The sequence below is a fragment of the Hylemonella gracilis str. Niagara R genome, from assembly GCF_000600295.1.
In the GTDB taxonomy this organism is placed as follows: domain Bacteria; phylum Pseudomonadota; class Gammaproteobacteria; order Burkholderiales; family Burkholderiaceae_C; genus Hylemonella; species Hylemonella gracilis_A.
Genome location: NZ_JEMG01000001.1, coordinates 391,156 through 405,506 on the forward strand (window position 1 = coordinate 391,156; position 14,351 = coordinate 405,506).

The window sequence follows — 14,351 nt, forward strand, 5'->3', positions numbered from 1 at the left end:
TTCAATTTCATCCGTCCGAGGCGGATTTTGCGCGCTGATTGCCCTGAAAATCGGCCCAAAATGCCCAGTGCAAGCTTTCATACCGTTCACCCGACCTGATCTTCCCGGCAACACTCTTCGGCAATAGGAGGCCATCGTCATGAAGCTGAAATTCCGCTCTTGTTCCGCGCTCGCCACGGTGGCGGCGACCTTGATTTCCTCGGCCGCCCTGCTCTGGGGGACAAGTGCCGCAGCGCAGGGAACGAAGGTGCTGAACATCTACAACTGGTCGGACTACATCGCCGACGACACGATCGCCAATTTCGAGAAGGAAACCGGCATCAAGGTCCGGTACGACAACTTCGACAACAACGAAATCGTGCACGCCAAGCTGGTGGCGGGCAAGACGGGGTATGACATCGTCGTGCCCACGTCCAACTGGGCGGCCTTGCAGCTCTCGGCAGGCCTGTTCACGCCCCTGGATCGCAGCAAGATCCCGAACCTCAAGAACCTGGACGCGCCCTTGATGGCCCAGCTGGCCTCGGTCGATCCGGGCAACCAGCATCTCGTGCCCTGGTTGTGGGGTTACACCACCGTGGGCATCAACGTGGACAAGGTCAAGAAGGCCATAGGCGGCGAGCTGCCTGCCAATGTCTGGGACCTGATCTTCAAGCCCGAGTACGTGAGCAAGCTCAGGTCCTGCGGCGTGTCCGTGCTGGACTCGGCCGACGAAGTGGTGCCCGCCGCCCTGCATTACCTGGGCAAGCCCCGCGTCTCCCGCAACGCCGCCGACTACAACGCGGCCTTGGCCCTGCTCAAGAGCATCCGTCCCCATGTGACGCTGTTCAGCTCCTCGGGCTACATCAACGACATGGCCAGCGGCTCGATCTGCCTGGCCCTGGGCTGGTCCGGTGACATCAACATCGCCCGTCAGCGTGCCATCGACAACAAGACGGGTCAGAACATCCAGGCCTTGGTGCCGTCCACCGGGGGCCTGCTCTTCTTCGACGTGATGGCGATTCCCGCGGACGCGCCGAACGTTGAAAATGCCTACAAATTCATCGACTACATCCTGCGTCCCCAGGTCAACGCCGGGCTGACCAACAAGGTGTTCTATCCGAATGGCACGTATGCCGTGTCCAAGCCCTATATCAACCCGGCGGTGGCCAACAACAGCTCGGTGTTCCTGTCGGCGGCCGACATGGGCAAGATGGTTGGTTTTGCTGACCAGCAGCTGACCAACGAGATCCGTCGCAACCAGAACCGGGTCTACACCGCGTTCAAGACCGGCATGTAAGGCGGCTGGCCCGTTGTCACGATAATCGCCCCTTTTCAACCCTAGTCGCAAGGCGAACAATGAGCAGCCCCCAGAGCAGCCATAACGCGAAGTTCCTGCAGATCAAGAGCGTGGTCAAGGAATTTGGCGGTTACAAGGCCGTCAACAACGTCAACATCGACATCGCCAAGGGCGAGATCTTCGCCTTGCTGGGCCCCTCGGGCTGCGGCAAGACGACCTTGCTGCGCATGCTGGCTGGGTTCGAGACGCCCACCTCGGGCAGCATCGTGCTGGATGGGGTGGATCTCGTGGGGCTGCCGCCCTATGAGCGGCCGCTGAACATGATGTTTCAGTCCTATGCGCTGTTTCCACACCTCACGGTCTGGGACAACATCGCCTTCGGCCTGCGTCGCGAAGGCATGGCCAAGGCCGAGGTGGCCGAACGGGTCGAGGCCATGCTCAAGCTGGTGCAACTGGGCAAGTTCGCCCAACGCAAGCCGCACCAGCTCTCTGGCGGCCAGCAGCAGCGCGTGGCGCTGGCGCGCAGCCTGGCCAAGCAGCCCCAATTGCTGCTGCTGGACGAGCCGCTGGGCGCGCTCGACAAGAAGCTGCGCGAGCAGACCCAGATCGAGCTGGTCAACATCATCGAGCAGGTCGGCGTGACCTGCGTGATGGTCACCCACGACCAGGAAGAGGCCATGACCATGGCCTCGCGCATGGCCGTGATGAGCGAGGGGCGCTTCTTGCAGGTTGGCGCGCCGGCGGAGATCTACGAGACGCCGCAGTCGCGCTTCGTGGCCGACTTCATCGGCAACGTCAACCTGATGGACGGCACGCTGGACGTGGACGACGTGGCGCATTGCGAGATCGCCTGCAGCGACGTGCGTCACTACGTGGGCCACGGGATCACGGGCACCGAGGACATGGCGGTCACGGTCGCGCTGCGGCCGGAAAAGATCAGGCTCTCGCGTCAGGCGCCCGAGGACACGCGTTTCAACGCGGTCAAGGGCACCGTCAAGGAGCTGTCTTATTTCGGCGGCCTGACCATTTACCGCGTCAAGCTGGCCAGTGGCGCGATGCTCAAGGTCAGCATGGCCAACACCGAGCGCCATCCGGACGACATCTTCACCTGGGACGACGAGGTCTGGGCGCATTGGAGCCCGCAGGCCCAGGTCGTGCTCACGCAATAAACACGAGGTGCCACAGGCAAGCAGGTCCCCGCCATGAGCAGTGTCATCTCCCCCTCTTCCGCCGCGCCCGACCCGGGCACGGGTTACGTGCGCTTTCGCCCCGCCTGGTGGCGTGGCCGCAGCGCGGTCATCGGCATCCCCTATGTCTGGTTGCTGCTGTTCTTCCTCGCGCCTTTCCTGATCGTCCTCAATTACTCGGTGTCCGAGATGGGGCCCGTGATGGCCCAGGAGCTGATGACCATCAAGGACGGCGTGGTCCATCTGAGTTTCAAGTACGCCAACTACGTCTTTTTGTTCAGCGACGACCTCTACGTCAGAGCCTATCTCTCCAGTCTGAAGTACGCAGCCGTCACCACGGCCTGCTGCCTCTTCATCGGCTACCCCTTTGCCTACTTCATGGCGCGGGCCAAGGCCACGGTGCAGCCTCTGCTGCTGATGCTGGTCATGCTGCCCTTCTGGACTTCCTTCCTGCTGCGTGTCTACGCCTGGAAGGGCCTGCTCAGCGAAGGTGGCTGGGGCGCCTCGGTGCTGAATTTCCTGGGGTTGGACCATCTGCTGATGGCCATGGGCGTCATCAACGCGCCTGGCATGTACCTGTACACACCGTTCTCCCTGGTCATCGGCATGACCTACACCTACCTGCCCTTCATGATCCTGCCGCTCTACGCCAACCTGGCCAAGATGGATCTGCGCCTGCTCGAGGCCGCGGCCGATCTGGGCGCCACGCCCTGGACGGCGTTCTGGAAGGTGACGGTGCCCCTGTCCAAGGCCGGCATCATCGCGGGCTCCATGTTGGTCTTCATCCCCTGCATCGGCGAATTCGTCATCCCTGAAATGCTGGGTGGCGCGCGCACGCTGATGATCGGGCGCGTGTTGTGGGACGAGTTCTTCAGCAACAACGACTGGCCCATGGCGTCCACCGTGGCCGTGGTGCTGGTGCTGCTGATCGTCGTGCCCCTGGCCATCTTCAACAAATACCAGGCAGAGGCCCAGGAGAAGGCCAAATGAGCGCATTGCAAAGCAATACCGTGCTGATTCGTCAAGCAAGCTTGCACCGCAGCGCGAAGCGCGGAGGTGTTGCACCATGAGCAAAGCCCTCTTCAGCGCCCGTTTCGCGGCCGGCTTTGGCAAGGGTTGGTTGGTCGCCGGCCTGCTGTTCCTCTACCTGCCGATGGTGGCCTTGGTCATCTTCTCCTTCAACAAGTCGCCCCTGCCCACCAGCTGGGGAGGTTTCACCCTGGACTGGTACGTCAAGCTCGCGGGTGACCGGGAGATCCTCAACGCGCTCTGGCTTTCGCTCAAGATCGCCTTCCTGTCGGCCTGTCTGTCCGTCACCTTTGGCACTTTGGCGGCTTTCGCGCTCGTGAAGTACAAGCGCTTCCGCGGGCGAACCTTCTTCTCCGGCATGGTCAACGCGCCCCTGGTGATGCCCGAGGTCATCCAGGGCCTCTCTCTGCTGCTGTTGCTGGTCGCCGTGCAGCGCGCCATCGGCATTCCCGAGCGTGGCCTGATCACGATCCTGCTCGGCCACATGATGATGGGCCTGGCCTATGCCACCGTGGTGATCGCCGCGCGTCTGCAAGCCATCAATCCGCAGCTGGAAGAAGCCGCCATGGATCTGGGCGCCAAGCCCTGGCAGGTCTTCACCTTGGTCACCTTGCCTTCGATTTCGCAGGCCCTGCTGTCTGCTTGGCTTCTGACCTTCAGTCTGTCGCTGGACGACGTGGTGATCTCGGCCTTTCTTTCGGGTCCGGGTGCGACCACCATGCCGCTGGTCATCTTCTCGCGTGCGCGTCTGGGGCTCGACCCCACGGTCAACGCGGTGGCCACGGTGATCATCGTCGTGGTCGCCATCTGCGTCACCATCGCCAGCGTACTGGTCGCTCGCGCGGAACGGCGTCGCGCCGCAGACATCAGCGCCGCGGCGCGCAGCGACTAGGAAGGCCAACCCGCAAGAACACACGCCTGCTCGACGGTCCTTCCTTGATCGACCATCTGCATGTCAGGGCCCCTACACCCGATACCACTTCACACAAGGAGAAGCCGATGAGAGTCAAGCACCGCACCATCTTCGCTCCAGTCGCCGCGCTCGCGCTCGGCCTCGCGGCTGGGGGACAGGCCATCGCCCAACAGAACCGCATGGGTCTGACGCCCGACCAGATGCAGGACCTCAACCGCACCATCGTCAAGACCGAGGCGATCGAGGATGCGTGGGAGACGGCGGGCTTCAAGGGCTTGACCATTTCGGGCTACATGGACCCGACCTACATCTACAACCAGAACGCCGATCGCGCGGGCTTCCAGTTCCTGAGCACCCAAGGTGACGGCGATGCCTGGGATTACAGCGACACCTATTATTTCGGAACAGCGTCCATCAGCTTCGAGAAAGAAGCCGACGACGGAACGCAGTACGTGCTCAAGCTGCAGCCGCAGAGCAGCAACAGCCTGAACCTGGCCGAGGCCAAGGTTTCGATCCCGCTGTCCAATCGTCAGACTCGCTTGATCGCGGGACAGGTGCTGGACTGGTCCGGTTATGAATACGCCGATCCGGTCCAAACCTCCTTGATCACCCACAACCTGTTGTTCGATTTCACGCTGCCGGTTTCCTACACTGGCGCGGGTTTCGACATCTCCACGGGCAGCTGGCAGTTCCGGACCATGCTGGCGAACGTCAACAGCGCCACCGCGCCGGCCGACGAAAAGTCGCCATCCTGGGTCTACCGCTTTGACTACTGGCCGGAAGAGTTCTGGGGCGTGGGTTTCGCGGGTCTCGTGGGCAAGACCGTGAACTACAACGATCCCGACGAGGCCTTGAGCAACACCATTCTTTTTGAGGTGGATGGCTACTACGCACGTGGCGATTGGTCCCTCGGAGGTCAGATTTCCTATGGCACTCAGGAGGAAGCGGCCGTCAATGGCAAGGATGCCCAGTGGGTGGGTGCATCGGCCACCGTGGCCTACAACATCACTCCCCGCCTGCTGTTTGCCCTGCGTGCCGACTACATCCAGAACGAGGAAAACGGAGGGGGTCTGTTCGGCTACCAGGCGGACACCAGCAACGGCATCGGGGACGCGGACGGAGACGACAAGGGCGCCAACCGCTACGCCACTTCCCTGGGTCTGAAATATCTGCTGAACGAAAAAACCTCGCTCAAGCTGGAGTACCGCCTGGACGGTGCGTCGGAAGATGTGTTTGAGGATGTGGATGGCAAGGCCAAGGACAGCAACAATGTCTTTGGTGCGGCGATCGTGGTGTCGTTCTGATCGTTGCCTCGTCATATATCAACAAGATCGAAGGGGGAGCCGCCCACGCGGCTTCCCCTTCATGCCCTGAGGAGCTGAATGCATGAACAAGCCTGCACCCGACTGGCATGCCGCCGCCAAGGCGATCAAGATGGATGGCCGCGCGCTGATCAACGGTCAGCGCGTCCCGACCACATCCGGCGAAACCTTCGCCAAGCATTCGCCCATCGACGGCCGTCCCTTGGCCGAGATCGCGCGTGGGCGTGAGGCTGACGTGGATGCCGCCGTGAAAAGCGCCCGCGCTGCCTTTGAGGATGGCCGCTGGGCCGGCCAGCCACCGGCCGCGCGCAAGAAAGTGCTGCGCGCTTTCGCCGACAAACTGCTTGCCGCCCGCGAGGAACTGGCGGTGCTGGAGTCCCTCGACATGGGCAAGCCCGTGCAGCAAGCCCTGGCCGTGGACGTGGGCAGCAGTGCGCGCACCATCGCCTGGTACGCCGAGGCGGTGGACAAGATCTACGACGAGGTGGCACCCACGCCGTCCACTGCCTTGGCCCTCATCACGCGCGAGCCCATGGGCGTGATCGGCGCCATCGTGCCCTGGAATTACCCCATGCTCATGGCCTCATGGAAACTCGGTCCCGCGCTGGTCTCCGGCAATTCGGTGGTGCTCAAACCCAGCGAGAAGTCGCCGCTGACCGCGCTGCGCATGGCCGAGCTGGCGCTCGAGGCTGGTCTGCCGCCCGGCGTGTTCAACGTCGTGCCTGGCTACGGCCATGAAGCGGGCGAGGCGCTGGCCTTGCACATGGACGTGGATGCCATCGGTTTCACGGGCAGCACCCGCGTGGGCCGCCGCATGCTGGACTACGCGGGCCGCAGCAACCTCAAGCGCGTCTACAACGAACTCGGGGGCAAGTCGGCCTTTGTCGTGTTCGACGACTACGCCGACATCCAGCGTGCCGCCCAGACCGTGGCCGGCAGCATCTTCTACAACCAGGGCGAAAGCTGCAACGCGCCGTCTCGTGTCTTCGTGCACGAGAAGGTGGCCGACGAGTTCCTGGCATGCGTGAAGAACGAAACAACCAAGTACCAACCGCAAGATCCCTTGTCGGGCCACGCTGAAATGGGCGCGCTGGTGGACGAAGGCCAGCTCAAGACCGTGCTGGGCTACATCGACGCGGGCGCCAGCGAGGGCGCGAAGCTGCTGGCCGGCGGCAAGCGCGCGTTGACGGAAACGGGCGGTTATTACGTCGAACCCACGGTGTTCATCGACGTGACGAACCAGATGCGCATCGCGCGCGAGGAAATCTTCGGCCCCGTGCTTTCCGTCATCCGTTTCAAGACGGAGGAAGAGGCCATCCGCCTGGCCAATGATTCGTCTTATGGTTTGCAGGCCAGCGTCTGGAGCGACAACCTCAGCAGAGCCCACCGCGTCGCTCGCGCCTTGCGCGCGGGCACCGTGCACGTCAATCAGTACGACGAGGACGACATCACCGTGCCTTTCGGCGGCTACAAGCAGAGCGGCAACGGACGCGACAAGTCGCTGCACGCCTTTGACAAGTACACCGAACTGAAGACCACGTGGATAAGGATAGATGCTCACCCCTGAGCGCCTTCCGCGCTTCCCCTCAAGGGGACGCCACCAGCGGACCGGCAAAGCCGGCTCCGCGGTGGCCCCGCATGAAAGTCAGGCTCGTTGAGCCGGAGGAGTCGACATGAACCACTCGAAGAACGAACAGCTGATGGCCCGCAAGGCCGCGGCCACGCCGCGCGGCGTGGGTGTGATGGCCAGCTTCTTTGCCGAGCGCGCCGACAACGCCGAGCTGTGGGACGTGGAAGGCCGTCGTTTCCTCGACTTCGCGGGCGGCATCGCCGTGATGAACAGTGGGCACGGGCACCCGAAGGTCGTGAAAGCCATCCAAGAGCAACTGGACCGCTTCACCCACACCTGCTACCAGGTCGTGCCTTACGAAAGCTACATCGCCCTGGCCGAGAAGCTGAACCAGCTCACGCCTGGCACGCACGCCAAGAAAACGGCCTTGTTTTCCACCGGCGCGGAGGCGATCGAGAATGCCATCAAGATCGCGCGCGCCCACACCAAGCGCTCCGGTGTCATCGCCTTCAGCGGCGCCTTCCATGGCCGCAGCCTGTTCGCGGTGGCGCTCACCGGCAAGGTGGCCCCCTACAAGCTCGGTTTCGGTCCCTTCCCGCCCGAGATCTACCACGCACCCTTTCCCGACGCCCACACGCCGCTGGACGAGGTGAAGAAGGCCGTCCATCACCTCTTCAAGGCCGACATCGAGCCGAGCCGCGTCGCGGCCATCGTCTTCGAGCCGGTGCAGGGCGAAGGCGGCTTCAACGTGATCCAGACCGAAGCGGTGCGCTGGCTGCGCCAGCTTTGCGACGAACACGGCATCGTGCTGATCGCCGATGAAATCCAGAGCGGCTTCGGCCGCACGGGTACCTTGTTCGCCATGGAGCAGTTCCTTGCGCAGACCGGCGTGGTGCCCGACCTGATGACCATCGCCAAGTCCCTGGCCAATGGCGTGCCGCTGTCGGCGGTGACGGGCAAGGCCGAGATCATGGACGCGCCCGCACCGGGCGGCCTGGGCGGTACCTACGCGGGCAACCCGCTGGCCATTGCTGCCGCGCACGCCGTCATCGACCTGATGCGCGAGGAACAGCTGCCCCAGCGCGGCAAGAAGCTGGGCGATCAGCTCAAAGCCGAGCTGGAACGCTTGCGCAAAGACGAGCCGCGGATCGCGGACGTGCGCGGCCTGGGCGCCATGGTGGCGGTCGAGTTCCGTCGAATCGATGGTTCACCCGACGCCGATTTCACGAAGAAGGTGCAGGCAGAGGCCTTGCAGCGTGGTCTGATCCTGCTCACCTGCGGCGTGGACGGCAACGTCATCCGCTTCCTCTTTCCGCTCACCATCCCCGAGGCGCAGTTCGACGAGGCCCTGGGCATCCTGCGTGAGGCCTTGAAAGCCGCTCGCTGAATGCACCCCGACCACCTTGCCTTGCAGGAGCGCCTGGCTGCGGAGGGCGTCCACACCCTGGTCGCGCAGTTCACCGACATCCATGGTGTGGCCAAGGGCAAGTTCGTTCCCTTGGCGCAACTGCCGACACTGGTCGACACTGGCGCGGGTTTCGCGGGCCCGTCCATCGCGGGCACGGGCCTGCCGCGCACCGGACCACAGTCCGAGTATTACGGCCGCGCGGATCTGTCCACCGTCTCCCCCATGCCCTGGATGCCGGGTTACGCGCGCGTGGTCTGCGATGGTTATGTGGCGCATGAGCCGTTCGACGCCTGTCCGCGCCAAGTGCTGCGCCGCCAGTTGGCGCGCCTGGGCGAACGCGGTTGGCAGTTGTTGACTGGTATCGAGCCAGAGTTCTTTCTACTGCGCAAGACGGAAGACGGCGGCATCACCGCCGCCGATGCGCAGGACGGGCTGGACAAACCCTCTTACGACCTCAAGAGCTTGCCGCGCCAGCGCGACTTTCTGAACGAGCTGAGCTATGGCCTGCAGGCTTGCGGGCTGGAGGTGTTCCAGATCGACCACGAAGACGCGCACGGTCAGTACGAGCTGAACTTCCGGCATGCGGACGCGCAGCGCAGCGCGGACAATCTCATGCTCTTCAAGCTGGCCGCGCAAGCCATCGCCGAACAATACGGGCTGTTGTTCTCGATGATGCCCAAGCCTTTCGCCAACCAGCCAGGCAGCGGGATGCACTTCCACGTGTCCCTGTGGCAAGGTGAAGGACAAGAAGCCTGCTGCCTGTTCGACGACGAAAAGCGGATGGGGCATTTCATCGCGGGCGTGTTGGCGCATTCGGCGGGTCTGGCCGCCCTGGCCGCACCCACGGTCAATTCCTACAAGCGTCTGGTGGTGGGGGAGTCACTCTCCGGTACCAGCTGGGCGCCCGCCTACATCGCGCACGGCCCGAACAACCGGACGGCGCTGGTGCGCACCTTGCCGGGTCGTTTTGAATGGCGCCTGCCCGATGCGGCAGCGAATCCTTACCTCGCCACGGCGGGCCTGATCGCGGCGGGGCTGGACGGCATCGACCGCCAACTCGATCCCGGCGCGGCCTGCACGGACGATCTGTTCGAACTGTCGCTGCCGCAACTGCGCGAGCGCCACATCGGTCTCTTGCCCCAGAGCCTGGGCGAAGCCCTCGATGCGTTCGAAGCGGACGCGGTGCTGCGTGCGGCCCTGGGTGCAAGCTTGAGCGCGCAGTTCATCCAGCTCAAACGTGCCGAGTGGACCGCTTACGCACGCCACGTCAGCGATTGGGAAGTCCAACGCTACGCCACCCTGTTCTGAGTTTCTGCTCCTTCTTTTCTTTTCCGATTTCCCCATCATGTCTTCCTTGCAAACCGGGTTGCCCTGGCTGGCCTATCTTTGTCTGAGCGCCAGCATGACGCTGGTCGGCAGTTATGTGGGCCTGTCCAAGTTGCTGGTCACGATCTTCCCGGTGTTCCTGCTGGCTTGGTTGCGCTTCGGCATCGCGGCGGTGGCCATGGCCTCGTGGACACGGCGTGGTGCCGATGAAGCGCCGTTGACCCGCCATGACAAGGGCATGCTCTTTCTGGAGTCCTTCCTCGGCAATTTCCTGTTTTCGATCTGCATGCTGTTCGGCGTGGCGCTGAGTTCGGCGCTCGCCGCGGGCGTGATCATGGCCGCGTTGCCAGGGGTGACCGCATTGCTGTCGCGCATCGTGCTCAAGGAGCAGATCAAGAAGAGGGTCTGGGCCGGCATCGCCTGCGCCGTGGGCGGCATTGCCTTGGTGACCTTGAGCAAACAGAGTGCCGTGGTGGAAGGAGGTGTGGAGAATGCCGGAAGCTATTCGGTGCTCGGCATCGCGCTGCTCATCGGCGCGGTGTTCTGCGAGGCGAGTTATGTGGTGATCGGCAAGAAGCTCAGCGGCAAGCTCTCACCCAAGCGCATCAGTGCACTGATCAACCTCTGGGGCCTGCTGCTGGTCACGCCCTTCGGTGTCTGGCAAGCCCTGCGTTTCGACTTCGGCACGGTGCAGCCGGAAATCTGGGGGCTGCTGCTGTTCTACGCCCTGGCCGCCAGCATGTGGACGGTCTGGCTCTGGATGACGGGCCTCAAGCGTGTGCCCGCCGCGCAGGCCGGCGTGTTCACCGTGATGCTGCCCATCAGTGCAGCGATGGTGGGCGTGGTGTTCCTGGGCGAGCAGGTCAGCAGTGTGCAGGCGGCGGCGTTTGGTCTGGCCTTGGCGGGGGTGGTGTTGGCGACTTGGCCTTCAAAGTCTTCTGGTCAGGTATTGCACTGAAGAACGGGGAGCACGCGGCTGGCTGGGGCAGGTGACCGCTCCTCATACGATTTGCGCAGCAAATCGTATGAGGCGGACGGTTTACCCCCAACTCGCGCAGCCAGAGAGCTGTGCGCGAATGAACCGCGCATTGGATGCCCGTAGCTTAGTGGCCCGGCGTGTATCGCTCAGGGCACCCGGCAGATCTTGAGCATGTTGGTGCCGCCCGGCGCGCCCATGGGTTCCCCGCAGGTGATGACGTAGATGTCGCCGCTTTGCACGATGCCACGCGCCTTGAGGTGCTTTTCGGCCTGCTCCAGCGCCGTGTCGCGGTCGGCGCTGGTGTCCATGAGCAGGGGCGTGACGTTGCGGTACAGCGTCATCTTGCGTTGCGTCGTCACCCGGGGCGTGAGCGCGTAGATCGGGATGTGTATGCGGTGGCGGCTCATCCAGAGCGCGGTGGAACCGGAATCGGTCAGCGCCACCAGCGCCTTGGCGCCCAGGTGGTAGGCCGTGAACAGCGCGCCCATGGCGATGGACTGGTCGATGCGCACGAAGGTCTTGCCCGAGAAGTCGGCATCGAGCTTGACCTCCTCGGCAGCTTCGGCCGCCAGGCAGATGGCGGCCATCTCGGTCACGGTCTCGAGCGGGAACTTGCCGGTGGCGGTCTCTGCCGAGGTCATCACCGCGTCGCTGCCGTCGAGTACGGCATTGGCCACGTCACTGACCTCGGCGCGCGTGGGCATGGGGCTGTTGATCATGGACTCCATCATGTGGGTGGCCGTGATCACGGTCTTGTCCATCTCGCGTGCCAGCTTGATCATGCGTTTCTGCAAGGCGGGCACGGCCGCATTGCCCACCTCGATGGCCAGGTCGCCGCGCGCCACCATGATGCTGTCGCTGGCGCGCAGAATCTCTTCCAGCTTCGGAATCGCCTCGGCGCGCTCGATCTTGGCGATCAGCTGCGGCTTGTGCTTGTATTCGGCCGCGGCCACGTTGCAGAGCTGGCGCGCCAGCTCCATGTCGGCGGCGTTCTGTGGAAAACTCACGGCCACATAATCGGCCTGGAAACTCATGGCGGTCTTGATGTCCTCCATGTCCTTGGCCGTCAGAGCCGGTGCGGTCAGGCCACCGCCCTTCTTGTTGATGCCCTTGTTATTGGACAACTCGCCGCCCTGCACCACCTTGCAATGCACGGCTTGGCCCCGGACGGATTCGACCTCCATGATGATCAGACCGTCGGCCAGCAGCAGCAGGTTGCCCACCTTCACGTCCTGCGGCAGTTCCTTGTAGTCCAGACCCACGCCGTTGATGTCGCCCAGCTCGGTGCGTGCAGCGTCAAGCACGAATTGCTGTCCGTTCTGAAGCAGAACTTTGTTAGCGGCGAACTTGCCGACGCGGATCTTGGGACCCTGCAGGTCGGCCATGATGCCCACCTCGCACCCGGCACGGGCGGCAGCCTCGCGCACCAGGCGCGCGCGGTCGATGTGGTCCTGTGCCGTGCCGTGGCTGAAATTGAGGCGGACGACGCTGACCCCGGCACGGATCATCTGTTCAAGCAGGGCCGGGTCGCTGGAGGCGGGGCCGAGGGTAGCGACGATCTTGGTTGCGCGGCGTGTCATGGGGTGGATCTCCTGTTGATTGCCTTCCGATTCTTTCACGAAGCGGGGCGTATCGGAACGGGACGATGCGCCCGACACAATGAAAACGGCCCCGTGAAAACCACGGGGCCGTCGGCCTTCGACACGTTGAGACTCAGCCGAGTGCCCGTTTGCCCAGGATCTCGAACGCCGGCAGCGTCTTGCCTTCCAGCACTTCCAGGAAGGCGCCACCCCCGGTGGAGATGTAGCCCACGTCCTTTTCGATGCCGTACTTCGCGATCGCGGCCAGTGTGTCGCCGCCGCCCGCGATGCTGAAGGCGCTGGATTCGGCAATGGCGCGGGCAATGGTTTCCGTGCCGTGGGCAAAGGCGTCGAACTCGAACACGCCCACCGGGCCGTTCCAGACGATGGTGCCCGCGGCCTTGAGTTGTGTTGCCAGCTGCTTCGCCGTTTCGGGGCCGATGTCGAGGATCAAATCGTCGTCGGCCACGTCCGTCGCCTTCTTGATGGTGGCTTTGGCGTCGGCCTTGAATTCCTTGGCCGTCACCACGTCCACGGGGATGGGCACTGCAGCACCGCGCGCCTTCATGGCCTCGATCACGGCCTTGGCTTCGTTCAAGAGGTCGGGCTCGGCCAGGGACTTGCCGATCTGCAAACCAGCGGCCAGCATGAAGGTGTTGGCGATGCCACCACCCACGATCAGCTGGTCCACGTTCTTTGCCAGTGACTGCAGGATGGTCAGCTTGGTGCTGACTTTGCTGCCCGCGACGATGGCAGCCAGCGGACGCTTGGGTGCGGCGAGCGCCTTTCCGATGGCGTCCATTTCAGCAGCGAGCAGCGGGCCCGCACTGGCGATCTTGGCGTATTGGGCAATGCCGTAGGTCGAGGCCTCGGCGCGGTGGGCGGTGCCGAAGGCGTCGTGCACGAAGATGTCGCAGAGCGCGGCCAGCTTTTGCGCGAGTGCAGGGTCGTTCTTCTTCTCGCCCTTGTTCAGGCGCACGTTTTCCAGCATCACGAGTTGACCGGGAGCGACCAGCACGCCATCCACCCAGTTGGCGATGAGCGGGACTTCGCGGCCGAGCAATTCGCCCAGGCGTTTTGCGACGGGTGCCAGCGAGTCCACGGGCTTGAATTCACCTTCGGTCGGCCGGCCCAGGTGGGAGGTGACCATCACGGCCGCACCCGCGTCCAGCGCCAGACGGATGCAGGGGATGGACGCGCGGATGCGCGTGTCTTCGGTGATATGGCCCGCATCATCCTGCGGCACATTGAGGTCGGCGCGAATGAAGACGCGCTGGTTCTTGGCGCGGCCTTGGGCGCAGAGGTCGGAGAAGCGGATGAAATTCATGGCGTGAGTCCGGCGTGGGCGCTGGGCGCAAGGCGCGGCGCGTGGGGTGGTGTGAGGTCAGCCCACGATTTTAAGGGGCTGGTCTTCGCGGCCCGACCTCACCAGCCCAGCCCGATGTGCAGCGGCAGGTAGATGGCCATGCCGGTGACGATGGTGCCCAGCACGCCGCGCTTCCAGAAATAGTAGGCCGAGGCGCCGACGATCGCGGGCAGGCGCGCGTCCTGCCAGGTCCGCAGGAATTCGCCCTGGGTCATCAGGATCTCGGGCGCGATCACGGCCATCAGCGCGGCCAGGGGCGCGTACTTCAGGCCGCGTCTGAGCCAGCCGGGCAGGGGCAGTTCGCGCTCCGGGATCATGAAGAAGGCGCGGCTGACCACGGTGATCACGGTCAGGCCGACGACGGCGATGATGATTTCCAGCGTGCTCATGCGACG

General features: G+C 63.8%; 12 protein-coding genes. 9 read left to right on the forward strand and 3 right to left on the reverse strand.

The window, feature by feature from the left end; all coding sequences use genetic code 11:
- Nucleotides 1-139: 139 nt before the first annotated feature.
- From AZ34_RS01830 to AZ34_RS01870, 9 genes are all read left to right on the forward strand, one after another.
- Nucleotides 140-1,276 (forward strand): polyamine ABC transporter substrate-binding protein, encoded by a 1,137-nt coding sequence (locus AZ34_RS01830; RefSeq protein ID WP_035604177.1) that lies wholly within the window; start codon nt 140-142, stop codon nt 1,274-1,276.
- Between the two features lie 59 nt (nt 1,277-1,335).
- On the forward strand, nt 1,336-2,445 hold the full coding sequence (locus AZ34_RS01835) for an ABC transporter ATP-binding protein (RefSeq protein WP_035604180.1): 1,110 nt from the start codon (nt 1,336-1,338) through the stop codon (nt 2,443-2,445).
- Between the two features lie 33 nt (nt 2,446-2,478).
- Entirely contained in the window at nt 2,479-3,453 is a 975-nt protein-coding gene (locus AZ34_RS01840; protein ID WP_081767034.1) for an ABC transporter permease, read from the forward strand.
- A 76-nt stretch (nt 3,454-3,529) separates the two neighbouring features.
- A complete protein-coding gene (locus AZ34_RS01845; protein WP_035604185.1) occupies nt 3,530-4,384 on the forward strand; it encodes an ABC transporter permease in 855 nt (284 codons plus the stop codon).
- 107 nt (nt 4,385-4,491) lie between these two features.
- Nucleotides 4,492-5,709: a DUF3138 family protein gene (locus tag AZ34_RS01850; protein WP_051509449.1), complete on the forward strand. Its 1,218-nt coding sequence runs from the start codon at nt 4,492-4,494 to the stop codon at nt 5,707-5,709.
- A gap of 82 nt (nt 5,710-5,791) precedes the next feature.
- Nucleotides 5,792-7,294 carry an aldehyde dehydrogenase gene (locus AZ34_RS01855; protein ID WP_035604188.1) on the forward strand — a complete coding sequence of 501 codons (1,503 nt, stop codon included), beginning with the start codon at nt 5,792-5,794 and terminating at the stop codon, nt 7,292-7,294.
- A 106-nt stretch (nt 7,295-7,400) separates the two neighbouring features.
- Nucleotides 7,401-8,684 (forward strand): 4-aminobutyrate--2-oxoglutarate transaminase, encoded by a 1,284-nt coding sequence (gene gabT, locus AZ34_RS01860; RefSeq protein ID WP_035604191.1) that lies wholly within the window; start codon nt 7,401-7,403, stop codon nt 8,682-8,684.
- Complete coding sequence (gene glnT, locus AZ34_RS01865) at nt 8,685-10,013, forward strand: type III glutamate--ammonia ligase (protein WP_051509450.1); 1,329 nt, start codon at nt 8,685-8,687, stop codon at nt 10,011-10,013.
- A gap of 37 nt (nt 10,014-10,050) precedes the next feature.
- On the forward strand, nt 10,051-10,989 hold the full coding sequence (locus tag AZ34_RS01870) for a DMT family transporter (RefSeq protein WP_035604194.1): 939 nt from the start codon (nt 10,051-10,053) through the stop codon (nt 10,987-10,989).
- Nucleotides 10,990-11,156: 167 nt separating this feature from the next.
- Here AZ34_RS01870 and pyk read toward each other — a convergent pair whose 3' ends face one another.
- The 3 genes from pyk to AZ34_RS01885 all read right to left on the reverse strand — a co-directional run bounded on the left by pyk (nt 11,157) and on the right by AZ34_RS01885 (nt 14,345).
- Entirely contained in the window at nt 11,157-12,590 is a 1,434-nt protein-coding gene (pyk, locus tag AZ34_RS01875; protein WP_035604197.1) for a pyruvate kinase, read from the reverse strand.
- A gap of 133 nt (nt 12,591-12,723) precedes the next feature.
- On the reverse strand, nt 12,724-13,917 hold the full coding sequence (locus AZ34_RS01880; protein WP_035604200.1) for a phosphoglycerate kinase: 1,194 nt from the start codon (nt 13,915-13,917) through the stop codon (nt 12,724-12,726).
- Nucleotides 13,918-14,015: 98 nt separating this feature from the next.
- The gene (locus AZ34_RS01885) at nt 14,016-14,345 is read right to left on the reverse strand and encodes an AzlD domain-containing protein (RefSeq protein WP_035604203.1); all 330 of its coding nucleotides are present in this window, start codon (nt 14,343-14,345) and stop codon (nt 14,016-14,018) included.
- Nucleotides 14,346-14,351 lie beyond the last annotated feature (6 nt).

Bases quoted from the DNA above. Each gene is read 5' to 3' on its own strand.
- gabT (WP_035604191.1), top strand. From the start codon at position 7,401: ATGAACCACTCGAAGAACGAACAGCTGATGGCCCGCAAGGCCGCGGCC.
- AZ34_RS01850 (WP_051509449.1), top strand. From the start codon at position 4,492: ATGAGAGTCAAGCACCGCACCATCTTCGCTCCAGTCGCCGCGCTCGCG.
- AZ34_RS01830 (WP_035604177.1), top strand. From the start codon at position 140: ATGAAGCTGAAATTCCGCTCTTGTTCCGCGCTCGCCACGGTGGCGGCG.
- AZ34_RS01835 (WP_035604180.1), top strand. From the start codon at position 1,336: ATGAGCAGCCCCCAGAGCAGCCATAACGCGAAGTTCCTGCAGATCAAG.
- AZ34_RS01855 (WP_035604188.1), top strand. From the start codon at position 5,792: ATGAACAAGCCTGCACCCGACTGGCATGCCGCCGCCAAGGCGATCAAG.
- glnT (WP_051509450.1), top strand. From the start codon at position 8,685: ATGCACCCCGACCACCTTGCCTTGCAGGAGCGCCTGGCTGCGGAGGGC.
- AZ34_RS01870 (WP_035604194.1), top strand. From the start codon at position 10,051: ATGTCTTCCTTGCAAACCGGGTTGCCCTGGCTGGCCTATCTTTGTCTG.
- AZ34_RS01845 (WP_035604185.1), top strand. From the start codon at position 3,530: ATGAGCAAAGCCCTCTTCAGCGCCCGTTTCGCGGCCGGCTTTGGCAAG.
- AZ34_RS01840 (WP_081767034.1), top strand. From the start codon at position 2,479: ATGAGCAGTGTCATCTCCCCCTCTTCCGCCGCGCCCGACCCGGGCACG.
- AZ34_RS01885 (WP_035604203.1), bottom strand. From the start codon at position 14,345: ATGAGCACGCTGGAAATCATCATCGCCGTCGTCGGCCTGACCGTGATC.
- AZ34_RS01880 (WP_035604200.1), bottom strand. From the start codon at position 13,917: ATGAATTTCATCCGCTTCTCCGACCTCTGCGCCCAAGGCCGCGCCAAG.
- pyk (WP_035604197.1), bottom strand. From the start codon at position 12,590: ATGACACGCCGCGCAACCAAGATCGTCGCTACCCTCGGCCCCGCCTCC.